Origin of the sequence: Roseofilum sp. SBFL (genome assembly GCF_017746885.1) — a bacterium.
In the GTDB taxonomy this organism is placed as follows: Bacteria; Cyanobacteriota; Cyanobacteriia; order Cyanobacteriales; family Desertifilaceae; genus Roseofilum.
In genome coordinates this window covers 52,837-65,896 of record NZ_JAGHZH010000145.1, presented here as the reverse complement: position 1 = coordinate 65,896, position 13,060 = coordinate 52,837, and the positions used below count along the sequence as shown (strand labels likewise).

Genomic DNA, 13,060 nt, shown 5'->3' with positions numbered 1-13,060 from the left:
CGAGGATTTTCTGGTACAATTGAGGAAGCATTTTTATATTTTTGTGGTCTCTACACGACCACTTTACTCTTTTACCGATCGCCTCCTCAACCCACCACTCTCTCTACCATTGAGCCTCTTTGTCACCCCTTGAGCCCATGGCTATAATGACGCACCGCATCCGATAACCGTCCTTGTTGCTCGTAGACCAAAGCCAAATTGTAATGAGCAATCACATGATTAGGCTTTTGTTGCAACGCCCGCTCATATAACCGAGATGCCTGCTCATATTCACCCTGTTTCTTATACAAAACCCCTAAATTCACCAGGGTACTCATATGTTGAGGATCGAGTTCTAAAACTCGCTCATATCCAAGACGAGCCGCTTCCCAATTCCCCTCTCGCTGGTACTGATAGGCTTGTTGAAATTCCTGATTAAGATTAACCATACCGAAACCTATAACACATCCGGTTCTCAAAATCGCCAGAGAGAACAACCTTTCAGTTAAAATTGTAAGCTATGACCTATTGCTCTAGAGACACATTCAAAACACAGGTATAGCAAAACGAGGAATTTGGCTCGGCCTCAGCTCCAGCCAACTCCACCCCCCATTCAGTGAGAGAGCACAGGTCAATCCACTTAGTCGATGAATGATATACCTGGGAACCTCGGTTAATGTAAACTATCGCAAAACCGATTAAACAGTCCATTACGGAACAGGCGATCGGATAGCCTATAAACCATGAATCAGGGATCTAAGCCAAAACAATCTTCTCAAGACGACTCAGCTTCCTTGGAAGACATAAAAAAAACTGGGGAAAAAGATGCACGCATCGAACCTGAATGGCGCAAGTTTCTCATCTTAGCCCGTCTTCAGACAACTATTTGGATTACCCTAGGTGGAGTTTTCGCCATAGCCTTGTTTGAAGCGATCCTCTATGGTGAGCAATTTGCCAGTGAACTCCTCAGCGCTCGCATTACGACCCTATTTGCCCTAGTCGGTTGTTGGGGATTACAAAAAACCCAATTTGGTCGCCGCCATCCTAGCTTACTATTCCTCGGATTATCCTGGTCGGTAACCCTATTACCCCAAGTTCTGGGAACAGCCGCCGGAGTGTGTGAATTTCAACCAGAACTTTGGCTCGTCATGTTTCTCATGCAAGCGACTGCCATACCTGTTTCTTGGCCCATTCATATCATTGCTCAAGGGGTGGTTATTGCTTATTTTTGCGTAAATCACTGGATTTTTGGCTTTCCTCCCAGTGAATTATCCCATACCATCACTGTGGAATCTTTCCTCTTTTTGGCCATGACTCTCCTGGTCTGTTATTTTATTATTTATCAGTATGAACAACTCTCTTATGTAGAATGGACTACTCGCCAAGAATTAGAAGCTGTTAACAAACAAGTTAAAAATCTCACTCTTTTCGATCGCCTCACCCAACTCCCCAACCGTCGTCGCTTTAACGAATTTATCGAGCAAGAATGGCGACGGATGAAACGAGATTTGAAACCCCTATCCCTAATTGTCTGTCGCGTTGATTATTTTAAGCCCTATGTCTATAGCTACGGCTCCCAAACGAGCAATGAATGCTTAAAAAGCATTGCTGATGCTATTCGCTCTGTGGTGAAACGTCCAGCAGATATGGTTGCTCGTTATCGGGGAGAAATGTTCGCGATTTTATTACCCCAAACTAACGTTGAAGGAGCCATGCAAGTAGCCACCTATATCCATTCAGAAATCAGTAGCCTCAAATTAGTTCATCCCAACTCCCCCATTAGTCCCTATATTACCGTTAGCTTAGGGGTGAGTAGTGTCGTCCCTCGTAATGATGATTCTGAAGTTACCTTAATTGTTACGGCTGGAGAAGCTTTAGCGGAAGCTCAGGCCTTGGGAGGAGATAACATTATTGTCAAAACCCCCCAGGGATTAAGGTTAGAGAATAGCACTGATTTAGATAATTATACCTCTGGCCCTTTCGATCCTAATTCTACCGAGAATTAGGTTAGGGGATGGGAAAATCCTTCAGATCTGGAGATAGACTAACCCCATAATGGTTAATTGTTAATGGCATTCAGCAGCACTAAGCCCCTAGTTTTCCCAGAAACCGAATCTACGGTGCGGGTGGAATTCCAGAGATCTTCGGCCGTTACCCAAACGGGAGGATACTTATAGCGGGCAACATCGAGGATCAAGAAGCGATCGCTCTGCTGATGATAGGCGGCGACTGGAGAAATATGTCCCCCTCGCTCCTGTTCAATGGACTTTCGCAGATAATTGACTAACACAAAATTATCAGGCTGCTGCAAATTTTCTACCATTAACTGGCGAAATTCCTGCAAACTCAGATCGCCCCCGTGATAAACCTGGGTTTTTAGGGGATAACGAGCTAAAAACGCACCTAACTCTTCTAGAGTCATACCTTGTTTGGCGATCGTTTCTCTGGCGATCACTCGATCGGTTTGGGCATTAAAAATATTATCCTGGGTAAACATTTTGCGACCATATTCGGGTGCATCAGGAGCCTCAATCCCCAAAGCATTTAAGACCATCACCATACTGGCAACGCCACAAAAAGCCTGGTTTTTTTGGGTTTCAAACTGAATGCTCAAGGGCACATAATCTTGTCTAGCACGGCTTTCAATTAACAGCTCTTCCCCAGGAGAGGAATCAAATTCAATTAGTCGTTCAGCAATGGGCAAAGTTTGGGCAACTGTTCTGCCACCAAGCAGAAGTAGGCCTAAAACAAGAAGAACAAGGGGTTTACGGGAATTCACAAATCGATCCATGATTCTAGAGTTGCTACAATGACCTAGTATCAATTTTAAAAGAAAAACTATTGAAAATTTATATATGGCTCAAACCATTTGGATTGCGCGACATGCCAACCGCTTGGATTTTGTCAATCCGGAGTGGTTTAATACGGCCGATCGCCGTTACGATCCGCCTTTGTCTGACGATGGCTTAGTTCAAGTTCAGGAATTAGCCGATCGCCTAAAATCAGAAGGAATCAGCCGGATTTTTGCCTCTCCCTTTCTGCGAACGGTGCAAACCGCCCATGGAGTGGCGAATGTTCTGGATGTACCGCTGCGCCTACATTGGGGTTTGGGAGAGTGGCTAAATCCAGAATGGATGACGGAGTGTCCCCAAACCCGTTCATTATCAGAATTAGCCGCTCAGTTTCCGCGCATCGATCCAGAGGTTCCGATTGAGGGAAAGCCTTGCTATCCCGAAACTGAGACCCAATGTTTTGCTCGTGCGGGACAAACCATCCGAGAGTTAGTTGAACGGTTTCCTCATGAAGATTTATTATTTATCGGCCATGGTGCGTCTGTATTAGGAATGGCTATGGGATTAGTTGATGGAGTGACAGGAGTAGATGTAAATGCTTCTTTGTGCGCTGTAGTCAAGGTGATTAAGGATGGCGATCGCTCAATTATGGAATTAAATGGGGATACCTCCCATTTAAGTTCTCATGAACGTCGAGTTCGGTTTCATTGAAGATAACGGTATCACTGGCAAGTGATGGAGTTACAGGATCTTTAAATCCCTGATTAGTGCGAGCCGATCAACCGCGCACTTTGCCATCCTCTAACTGAGTTAATCAGATACACAGTAGAAGAGGGAGCGATCATATCCAGAGTAATGGGGTGTTCGTGAATCAGATTCCGCTCTAAAAGCCAAGCGCGGAATGTACCTGGTAAAAGTCCACAGGTGACGGGAGGGGTAATCCATTGTCCCTGCCAATGGAGGACAACGTTGGCAATACTGGCTTCGGTAATTTGATGGTGTTCGTTCCAGAGCAGCACCTCATCACACTCGGTAACCGAAGCACTAGCTCGAGTATAAACTTGGCGATGGGTTGTTTTGTGATAAAGCCAGATGTTGGAGGAGTCAATCGGTTGGGGGGCAAGTTTGAGGGTGATGGGGGTGAGGGAGGAGGAAGGAGAAATAGGAGAGGGTTCTAGAGTGAATTCTCCTTGGGGATCGATCAGAAGACGAATTTTGTGGGCAGAGCGGTTGAGTGTAGGAGCTAGGGTTTGGAGCTGGTGGAGGAGTTGGGAGAGATCCAGGGGAATATTAAAGTATTCGGCTGAGTCTTGGAGCCGTTGCAGGTGGTAAGAGAGCAGGAAATAGCCAGATTGGGGAGTCCAGAGGAGGGTTTCGAGGAGGGAGAAGGGAGGTTGTTGCTCAATGATAACGCGGGATTTGATATAGCATTCTTGATATTCTTCTTGACTATTAGAGTCGGTGACGATGCCGCTACCGATGCCGTATTCAGCTTGTTGGGTGTGTCGATCGATCAGGAGGGTACGGATGGCTACATTAAATAGGGCTGTGCGTCCCGGACTCAAATAACCGATCGCTCCAGTATAGATGCGTCGGGGAGAGCCTTCAAGTTCTTTAATAATCTCCATCGTGCGAGCTTTGGGTGCGCCCGTGATGGAGGCACAGGGGAAAATGTTGGCCAGAATTTGGCTTAGGGGCGATCGCGTTTGAGCCGTCACCGTTGAAGTCATTTGCCAGACGGTAGAGTAGCGCTCGACTTCAAATAAGCGCGGGACTTGGACGCTGCCAATGGTGGCGACTCTGCCGATATCATTGCGAACCATATCGACGATCATCACGTTTTCAGCGCGATTTTTCTGGGAATGGTACAACCATTCGGCAAGTTGACGATCTTCAGCTAGGGTTTTTCCCCGTGGGGCGGTTCCTTTCATGGGTTTGCTGGTGAAGGTAGAACCCTTAAGGGTGAAAAAGAGTTCGGGGGAAGCAGACGCAATGATATAGCGCCCCATGTCTAGGTAAGCCGAATAGGGGGCGGGTGACGATCGCCTCAGAAGATTGAATGCCCAGCGCGGATCGCCGCTAAAGGGCGATCGCAGTCGGAAGGAGTAGTTAACTTGAAAGGTATCCCCTTGGCTGATGTAATTTTGAACGCGGGCGATCGCCTCGTGAAAGTCGGCTTCAGTCAGTTCACTTTCCCAGCTTATGCCTGCATCAGTAATATCACTGTGGAGATTGATAAATTCCTGGGGGCTGAGGATACGTGAGGGGCGATCGTACAGGGCAAACCAAAGTTGGGGAAAATCAGGGTCTTCATGAACCGTTAAGGCACTATCAAAGGCTGCAGAAGCTTCATAACTGAGCATTCCCACCGCATAATAGCCCTGTGTTTCCACTTGGTTTTCAATCTCCTCTAAAGTCGCGATCGGGTTACCCGAATTTCCACTTAAACAATAGACTTGAATTGGATCTTTAAATTGTAACCAATGCTGGTTTTCATAGTGGTAGATATAAGCAAGACCGTGGGCAGTCATTCCCCCTTCTTTGGGGTTATTCATGGGGGAATCAACAAATTCTTTGACAGAATACTTCTTCATTATACTATCCTTCTCACTTCATCGATTAATTTGCCTGTGATTGTACTTATTTTTGGTGCTTATATAGACAAGAAAGATAGATAAACGTCTATAATTGTAACAAGGATGTTGTCATATCCGAGACATGTTCTTATGATAAGAAGTAAGATTTTAGGGTCATCTATTTGAATCAGAGGTGCTTAGGAATGTTGAATTATAAAGTTTCGCCGATTCTTACTCGTCCTACTGTAGCGCAACCTGCTCAACAGAAGTTATCGGCTGACGATCGGATTGAGGGATTCAGTCAATTGGTTTCTGGTATGATTCAGTCGCTCTCTACAGTCGATCTACCAGAAGGCGTAGAACCGGAAGACCTGCAAAAGGCTTTAGAGGCATTCCGCGATCGCAAAATTCAGCAAATACAAGAGCAATTATCTGTTCAGTCTTAATCTATTTTCATTGGTTTTGCAGTGCTTGGCGCTGCCTCTGAAATAAACTTTTGAATCCTCATTCTATAGCCACGAATGAGTGGGTTAGGATGTTTCGGTTCTTGTTTGAGGCAATAGGTACGAATAGCAATAGAAGAGAATCACTATATCATAGGCCTATTCCCTAGTGCGAAGAGTTTAACTCTGGTGCAAGGGCAATTCAATGATAAATGTTGTGCCCTTTCCAGGTTCAGAGTCACAGGATAATTTTCCCCCATGATGATCAACAATAATAGCATGACATAAACTCAAGCCTAGTCCTTTGCCTTTCCCAACCGGTTTGGTACTGTAAAAGGGCGTAAATAAACGCTGGCGAATTAAGTCTGACATTCCCACCCCATTATCAGTAATCAATATTTTGACAGATTCCATGTGCCAATCTTCAGTGGTAATCCTAATTTCTGGACTATCTCGATTGGAGTAATGTTCCCAGGCACTATCAATCGCATCAATAGCATTGACTAATATATTCATAAATACTTGATTGAGTTGTCCAGCATAGCATTCAACTGGAGGCAAAACGCCATAGTTTTTACACACCTCAATCATTGGGCGATTACCACTTTTCTGTAAGCGATGATTCACAATCATCAATGTGCTTTCAATGCCATCATGGAGATTCACTCGTTTCATTTGAGCTTCATCTAACCGGGAAAATGTCCTCAGAAACAAAACAATTTCGCGAATCCGAGAAGCTCCGTTCTTCATGGAGTCTAATAAATCCATGCAATCATCTTGCAAGAACTCTAAATCAATATCCTCAGAAAAATGTTCAATCTCATTTCCTGGCTCAGGGAATGTATTTTGGTATAACTGAACTAATTCTAACAAATCATTGAGATAGGCTTTGGCAAAATCAATATTTCCATAAATAAAGCTTACGGGATTATTGATTTCATGGGCAATTCCAGCGACCAATTGACCAATAGAAGATTGTTTCTCGCTTTCAATTAATTGAGCCTGAGTTTTTTGCAGTTTGAGCAAAGCCAGCTCTAATTCATGAGCCTTTTCTTCTGATTCTTGAACTGCCTGCTGAGATTGATCGTACAAATTGGCTTGATAAATGGCAATCGCTAACTGTTTAGCTACATGGGATAATAGGGTAACTTCTGATTCTTTCCAACGGCGCGATCGCTTGCATTCATGGGCAATCAATAAACCCCATAATTCTTCTTTGATAATAATCGGTACAATCAGATTAGAACGAACATCAAATTTTTGTAAGAAATCGACATGACACTCATCCAAGTGAGACGTTAAGATATCATGAATCACTCTAACTCTGCCATTTTTATAGAGCTTGGCATAGTCTTGGGAAAAACAATCATCTGCTCCAACTTCTCCCAAGGTCGATCCCCAGTTCCCTACTACTTTTTCGACAATCACTGACCCTTTCCAGTTCGGTTCAAATTGGTAAATGAGTACTCGATCGGCATCCAAAAGTTTTTGAATTTGATCGACGGCGGTTTTCCAAATTGTTTTTAAGTTTAAACTACTGCGAATTTGATCGGTAATTAAGCGGAGGACAGATTCTTGTTCCTGGGCTTTTTTAAACGAAGTAACATCTGTGTGGGAACCCGCTAAACGATAAGGGGTTCCATCACTATAGCGATAACATAGTCCACGGGCTAAAATCCACCGATAGCCACCACTAGGGCAGTGTAAGCGGTAGGTACTTTCATAAAATTCAGTCCCCCCTTGAATATGGGCTTGGAGAGCAGCTTGATGTATGGGTAGATCCTCTGAATGAATTAAGGCTTCAAATTCGCTAAAGGTTTGGGGTAATTCGGATTCGGGAAATCCCAGAATTTTCTGCCAATTTGTATTGAAAAATATGCGCCCAGTGGGTAGATTCCAATCCCATAATCCTTCTTTAGAACTGGGTAGCGCTAGATCGAATTGGGGGCGATCGGAAGACATGGGATCGTTAACAGAGGGTACAAGAAATCCTGTGAGGCTATGATGCATAAGGTTCGGTGATGATAATTGATTCAAGTTGGATCTTGGCGGTAGGCGATCGCCGAATAAAAGGGATCTCCTCCTCCCCAACCCATGAGTTGCAAGAGGGTCGGAACGTTAGGTAGACGCACAATGAATTCAGGTTCTGTAAATCCAGATACTGATTGGATATATTGTTTAAGAAGTTTGAGGCGAGTTTTATCTGTACCGTCACGCCAAATTTGAATCGCTTTTTGATAAAACATGCGGTTAGAAAAGCTGACAATGACAACTCCACCGGGTTTTAGGATGCGGTGAATTTCACTAAAGATGGCATCGGGGTATTGCAAATATTGTATGGAGACACAATTGAGAACCGCATCAAAGCTTCGATCCTCAAATGGCAGTTGCAGAGTTTGATTGAGGTTTTGCACCCAATAGTGATTTAAGCGGGGGTTTTTGGCTAACTCTTCTTCATTTAAACCATGGCCTTCCACATGCTCAAATGTCATGTCTTCAGGAAGATGGGAAACCCAACTACTCATTAAATCTAAAATTCGGGTCTGGGGTTTGAGGCGATCGCGATAAAGGTCAGTTAACTGCTGGATAAACCCCTCATCCACATGGGTGACGAACCGAGGAAAAGCATAAAACTGGAGATCGTCGCTAGAATCAAGTTTAGTGCGGTCTTGGGGGTGTAGGAGCATGGTTAATCGATTAAAACTTAAACCTGTAAACTTAAATCATTAGGGGTTCCTTTTCACTATAAAGGATTCCTCAGGTTTGGCCTTCTCCCTTCTTTGCGCGATCAGGATAGTTCCATGATTCCCAGTATTATTATTTTCTTTTTAGTGGCGATCGCCTGTCTATCGGGTTCCCTAGTCATCATTCCGGAACCTTATCAAGGCTTAGTTGAGCGCTTGGGCAAATATCACCGTACCCTAGGCCCTGGGGTAAATTTTATTATACCGCTGCTGGAAAAAGTCGTGATTCGAGCCTTGATGAGTGAGCGTTTATTGGATGTCCCTCCCCAACAAACAATCACCAAAGATAATGTATCGTTAGCCGTTGATGCGATCGTTTACTGGCAAATTGTCAACCTAAGACGTGCCTATTATGCCATTAACGATATTGAACATGCCTTAGAAAACTTAGTGTTAACTAATTTGCGAGGGGAAATTGGCCGCCTAGAAATGAGCCAAACCTTTTCAGGAATCAAAGAAATTAATCAATCTTTGCTGGAACAAATTGACTCTATTACTGACTCTTGGGGAGTGAAGTTAATTCGAGTAGAAGTTCGAGATATTACTCCGCCAAAAACTATTCTTGAATCTTTGGAAAAAGAACGAGCAGCGGAAAGCCAACGTCTGGCTTCGATTATTGAAGCCCAAGGTGGAGCGCAATCGATGAAAATCTTGGCTGAGGCGTTAGGAATGGACTCTGGAAGCCCTGAATTTATCCAATTTATCATCGCCCGACATTATCTAGATACGAATGAAAAGCTTACCGCTAGTCCTAACTCTAAGGTTTTCTTTATGAATCCTAGCGTTTTGAATGAGACCCTAATCAATCTTCTGGAATCTGAACGTTCGGGATTGAAGAAAATTGATCTACCTCCTACATCCTCACCGGGAAATGGATCGGAAGGCAACCCTGATGGCTAAACCCTTAAACAACATAGCGCGAAGCGCTGGTAATCGGTAATGGAATTAAGCTGATAAAACAACACTGTTTATGGACTATTCAAGGAACGGGTACACCTGAGTTTGCCCTATTATCCATTACCTATTCCCTAAGCTTGTTTTTCCTGGGAATTGGCTAAATGAAAAACAATCCGAAACGCTTCATCTAAGGTTGTATCTTCTTTAGTTTTAATACGCTTGATCCGAGTTTGATTTAATTTAGCAATCAACTCTTCATAGGTTTCTTTTTCAGCAGAAGCATCCTGGCGATTAATCGGGGAAATAATCCGATAATCACAGCCATAGCGCTGACATTCTAAACTACCGTACTTGCGTAGGCTTCCATTAGGATGAATGTAAGAGAGGACTTCAAAATCAAACACTCTAGTTGTCATATCCACAAACTCTATCGGTGAAATGTAAGGGTCAATCCGGATGTAGACCGCGATTAACTCTTATACTTTAATCATCTCAGAGTTAAGTGCAAATGGCTGTGACTGATGCCAGTTAATTTGGTGAGTTCTCGAAGAGAATCGATTGATCTTGAGCTAGGGATCTGAGTGAGCGATCGCCCTTTGCCATGGAATTTCGATCACACAAACCGTCCCCTCGATCCCCGTTGAATCGCAGTCATTTCTTCCACACTGGGGAATACGCCCACGCCCACAATACCTGGTAGTGAAGGTTTGACCTCCACTTTCACCACCCTAGCCATACAGATCCAAATGGTGCGATCGAACAAATGAAACGTTAACCAGGGGCGTTCCAAGAGCAAACTCACCTGCTTTTGAAACTCCTCTGGAGCAATGGGTAAACTAAAAGCTTCTGATTCTCCCGTATCGTAGAAAAATGTAATTTCTGTTGCGTCTGTGTCTTCAGAATACATCAGCGATTTACTCCACACTACTCTATCCTGGATACCATTGTACCCCTTAATGGAGCATGAAAACACCGTCCTGCTTCGGTAGAATAAAGGGAACGAAGCAGGAACAGAACCTCAGAGGTTTACTACGAGTTGATCTAAGTTTGAAGGGCTATGGCAGAGCGCGAGGACTGAGGGGAACAAACTCCCCGTGATGAGTGAGTCCGAGTAACATGGGTTGATTGGGGTGAATGGGATTGCCAGTAATGGCACAGCGTTCTTCTTGATGAGCGATCGCCTCTATAGTAGAGCGAATGTCTTCCGGATAATATTGACATTGATAGTCATCCGATCGCTGTTGCACATAATTCCACAGAATATCTCGCACCATAGCTTGATAGCCCTGATTGCCAGCCAGTTTCTTGAGCTGTTGTTTGAGTTCTTTTTCTAAGCGGATGCTCGTAACTTCCATATCGGTTGTTGATGTTCTTGGGAGGGTGTACATGATTTTTTTCCTCAATGGGTGGACAACTCTGTAATATCAGTGTAGTATTTAAAAGTCAATCCTTACACCTTGCAGCCAAAAATTCCCGTGATTCCTGATTTTGCCCGATCGACCAACTCTAACCATAGCCGCGATCAATACGGCTTATGTGGCCTAAGTCTCTATGGAGAAATGGGCGATCGAAGTAAGAATATAGGAACCATCGAGATATCTTGCGGTTTTAGAAATCATTCTGAACCCTGGGATACCATAATCCAGGATGTGCTACAGGCAAACATCCGAGCCGATCAGCGAAGCCAAAGGTACAAATTAGAGAGTGTACCTGGGTAAAACTCAAAGCATTCTCCTGTTGTGTTTACCCCCGCTTCGTTCCTAACCCGAAGCGGGGGTAATTTTATGAGGAACTTAGTCGTGACCAGTGCAACCCATGTTTTAAGTCAATCGGTAGTCGTATTTTCTAAGAACTACTTACCCGTCAGTCGGATCGATCTTAAACGAGCGATCGCCCTTTTGGTGACTGGAAAAGCCGAACCTTTAGATTTAGTCAAAGGACAAGAATGGATGGTTCGCTCTCCTAATTTAGTACTGATGGTTCCTGAACATATCCGATTGACTTTTGCGGGGACAGAGGGCATTTGGAAAACACCGCCCGTTAGCCGAAAAGAGCTGTTACGGCGAGATAAACAAATGTGCCAATACTGTGGTAGTAAGAAGAATTTGACGATCGATCATGTGATCCCTCGGTCAAAAGGAGGTCAACACAGTTGGGATAATGTGGTGATTGCTTGTCAATCTTGTAATTCTCGCAAGGGCGATCGCACCCCAGAACAATCCGGCCTTAAACTACGAACTCAACCGAAAGCACCAATCCACCCGGCCGTGGCGTTTGCGGAACAGTTCTGGAGAGAACATCAAAGAGACCTGGATGCGTATGGAGGCTAGGAAATATGTTGAAGTTAACCTATTTAGATAATGATTTTCATCTAGAGCGCTTTGCCACATCCCTGGAAGATTGGGTCACCGCTCGCTTAACCTTTCTGTTGCGCGTGGGTGAGCCAATCTCCCTAGAAAAGACAACAGCCTCTTTCCTACTGCCTGCGGATTTACCAGAAATGCGCTTATTAGAAACCCAGGTACGCCGTCAGGTTGATGACCGGATTACGTTAGATCGGGTAGATTGCGATTACAGGGAAGTCAGCTTGCGAGGCACGTGGTTAACGTCTAATCCTGAAGCAGAAGAAGGAATCTTCTTAGTTGAATTAGGCGATCGTACGGAATTCTTTCTCTTCCACCTCTGGATGGCATCTAAAACCCAAACCGCGATGAAAAATTAATTTCAAAAGCCCCTAGCGCGATCGCCTGGGGCTTTTTCCGTTGAGCGATCGCATGTTCAAGCCACACCAAAATCTGTGTATTGACGCACATGGGGAGGATGGAAGCCTAAAATGATATCCTGCGGGGGAACCCCTAGCTCTACCAACTCTTCAGCTACACAAATATTGGTTGCGTCATGTTGAATCCAGATTTTGCCGTCAATAATATCAATATGAATCACCGAACCATGGATGCGCCGTTGGTTATCCCAACCTACATTCATCAGTTCATAGCGATCTCGCTCCAAATCAAGGATCACTTCCGGTTCAATCTCCCCATTAGACGGTTTGTATTGCCCATATTTGAGGATCAGATTACGAACCAGTTCGCGATAGTTCTTTAGGGTATCCATTGGATCAATCTCCTTGCGACTTCATCAAAAATCATCAGTTTGATATCCCAATTTCTTAAAATAAGCTGGCCTAACTTTTCCGTCAAAATCGTTTCATACGTTCGTTTGGGAACTGCAAGATAGAGCATTCGTTCCGGTTGCAGTTCTGCTAGGATGCTTTGATATATTCCATACTGTCCAAGTGCATCTCCCAGATCGGTTACTGGAGAAGACTTGAGGAAACTTTTAATTTCAACAGCTATTTTACGATTTCCCTTTTGTGCGGCGATCGCACTTCGTTCTGCGCCCAGATCGACGAATAAATCCCGACCTCCATAAGATAAATAGAGTGGATCATCCGTAATTGTCTAACCTTCATCGATCAAAAGTTGGACAACAAGATTATGGTAGAGATCCTTAGCAGGCATGGAACCGACTGTTACTTATAGTCTAGATTTTATGATATCGCAATAAATGCCCCTCCTTGTCTGTGCCCGAACCCCAAGAAAAAACTCAGTTCCCGTCATTTAGAGAAC

At 44.3% G+C, this 13,060-nt stretch carries 16 protein-coding genes; 6 read left to right on the top strand and 10 right to left on the bottom strand.

Translation table 11 applies throughout. From position 1 onward, the window contains the following. Window positions 1-122: 122 nt before the first annotated feature. A complete protein-coding gene (locus J7545_RS15455; protein WP_318699463.1) occupies window positions 123-428 on the bottom strand; it encodes a tetratricopeptide repeat protein in 306 nt (101 codons plus the stop codon). Window positions 429-722: 294 nt separating this feature from the next. On the opposite strand from J7545_RS15455, the gene J7545_RS15450 reads away from it, so the two are divergent. Then, the gene (locus tag J7545_RS15450; protein ID WP_318699462.1) at window positions 723-1,985 is read left to right on the top strand and encodes a diguanylate cyclase; all 1,263 of its coding nucleotides are present in this window, start codon (window positions 723-725) and stop codon (window positions 1,983-1,985) included. 53 nt (window positions 1,986-2,038) lie between these two features. Here J7545_RS15450 and J7545_RS15445 read toward each other — a convergent pair whose 3' ends face one another. Beyond that, a complete protein-coding gene (locus J7545_RS15445; RefSeq protein ID WP_318699461.1) occupies window positions 2,039-2,770 on the bottom strand; it encodes a phytochelatin synthase family protein in 732 nt (243 codons plus the stop codon). 64 nt (window positions 2,771-2,834) lie between these two features. On the opposite strand from J7545_RS15445, the gene J7545_RS15440 reads away from it, so the two are divergent. Beyond that, window positions 2,835-3,482 carry a histidine phosphatase family protein gene (locus J7545_RS15440; protein WP_318699460.1) on the top strand — a complete coding sequence of 216 codons (648 nt, stop codon included), beginning with the start codon at window positions 2,835-2,837 and terminating at the stop codon, window positions 3,480-3,482. A 53-nt stretch (window positions 3,483-3,535) separates the two neighbouring features. Here the strand turns inward: J7545_RS15440 and pabB are convergent, their stop codons facing one another. Beyond that, a complete protein-coding gene (gene pabB, locus J7545_RS15435; protein WP_318699459.1) occupies window positions 3,536-5,365 on the bottom strand; it encodes an aminodeoxychorismate synthase component I in 1,830 nt (609 codons plus the stop codon). A gap of 185 nt (window positions 5,366-5,550) precedes the next feature. Here pabB and J7545_RS15430 point away from each other — a divergent pair, with 185 nt between their 5' ends. After that, on the top strand, window positions 5,551-5,793 hold the full coding sequence (locus J7545_RS15430; protein WP_318699458.1) for a hypothetical protein: 243 nt from the start codon (window positions 5,551-5,553) through the stop codon (window positions 5,791-5,793). Between the two features lie 177 nt (window positions 5,794-5,970). On the opposite strand, the gene J7545_RS15425 is transcribed toward J7545_RS15430, so the two are convergent. Both J7545_RS15425 and J7545_RS15420 read right to left on the bottom strand, forming a co-directional pair. Beyond that, the gene (locus J7545_RS15425) at window positions 5,971-7,800 is read right to left on the bottom strand and encodes an ATP-binding protein (protein WP_318699457.1); all 1,830 of its coding nucleotides are present in this window, start codon (window positions 7,798-7,800) and stop codon (window positions 5,971-5,973) included. A gap of 23 nt (window positions 7,801-7,823) precedes the next feature. Then, entirely contained in the window at window positions 7,824-8,477 is a 654-nt protein-coding gene (locus J7545_RS15420) for a class I SAM-dependent methyltransferase (protein ID WP_318699456.1), read from the bottom strand. A gap of 114 nt (window positions 8,478-8,591) precedes the next feature. Between J7545_RS15420 and J7545_RS15415 the strand changes: the two genes are divergently transcribed. Then, window positions 8,592-9,434 carry an SPFH domain-containing protein gene (locus tag J7545_RS15415; protein WP_318699455.1) on the top strand — a complete coding sequence of 281 codons (843 nt, stop codon included), beginning with the start codon at window positions 8,592-8,594 and terminating at the stop codon, window positions 9,432-9,434. Between the two features lie 128 nt (window positions 9,435-9,562). On the opposite strand, the gene J7545_RS15410 is transcribed toward J7545_RS15415, so the two are convergent. The 3 genes from J7545_RS15410 to J7545_RS15400 form a co-directional block, all read right to left on the bottom strand. Then, on the bottom strand, window positions 9,563-9,847 hold the full coding sequence (locus J7545_RS15410; protein ID WP_318699454.1) for a hypothetical protein: 285 nt from the start codon (window positions 9,845-9,847) through the stop codon (window positions 9,563-9,565). 197 nt (window positions 9,848-10,044) lie between these two features. Further along, window positions 10,045-10,338, bottom strand: a complete 294-nt coding sequence (locus J7545_RS15405) for a hypothetical protein (protein ID WP_318699453.1) — start codon at window positions 10,336-10,338, stop codon at window positions 10,045-10,047. A 148-nt stretch (window positions 10,339-10,486) separates the two neighbouring features. Beyond that, window positions 10,487-10,819: a hypothetical protein gene (locus tag J7545_RS15400; protein ID WP_271944900.1), complete on the bottom strand. Its 333-nt coding sequence runs from the start codon at window positions 10,817-10,819 to the stop codon at window positions 10,487-10,489. A gap of 396 nt (window positions 10,820-11,215) precedes the next feature. On the opposite strand from J7545_RS15400, the gene J7545_RS15395 reads away from it, so the two are divergent. Both J7545_RS15395 and J7545_RS15390 read left to right on the top strand, forming a co-directional pair. Next, complete coding sequence (locus J7545_RS15395) at window positions 11,216-11,761, top strand: HNH endonuclease (RefSeq protein WP_318699452.1); 546 nt, start codon at window positions 11,216-11,218, stop codon at window positions 11,759-11,761. Window positions 11,762-11,766: 5 nt separating this feature from the next. Further along, window positions 11,767-12,153, top strand: coding sequence for an alr0857 family protein (locus J7545_RS15390; RefSeq protein ID WP_318699451.1), 387 nt, complete (start codon window positions 11,767-11,769; stop codon window positions 12,151-12,153). Window positions 12,154-12,209: 56 nt separating this feature from the next. Here the strand turns inward: J7545_RS15390 and J7545_RS15385 are convergent, their stop codons facing one another. Together J7545_RS15385 and J7545_RS24125 are read right to left on the bottom strand one after the other, a co-directional pair. Beyond that, window positions 12,210-12,545, bottom strand: a complete 336-nt coding sequence (locus J7545_RS15385; RefSeq protein WP_318699450.1) for a XisI protein — start codon at window positions 12,543-12,545, stop codon at window positions 12,210-12,212. Next, window positions 12,533-12,889 carry an element excision factor XisH family protein gene (locus J7545_RS24125; protein ID WP_271944992.1) on the bottom strand — a complete coding sequence of 119 codons (357 nt, stop codon included), beginning with the start codon at window positions 12,887-12,889 and terminating at the stop codon, window positions 12,533-12,535. The genes J7545_RS15385 and J7545_RS24125 overlap by 13 nt, the downstream gene beginning before the upstream one ends. Between the last annotated feature and the right edge of the window lie 171 nt (window positions 12,890-13,060).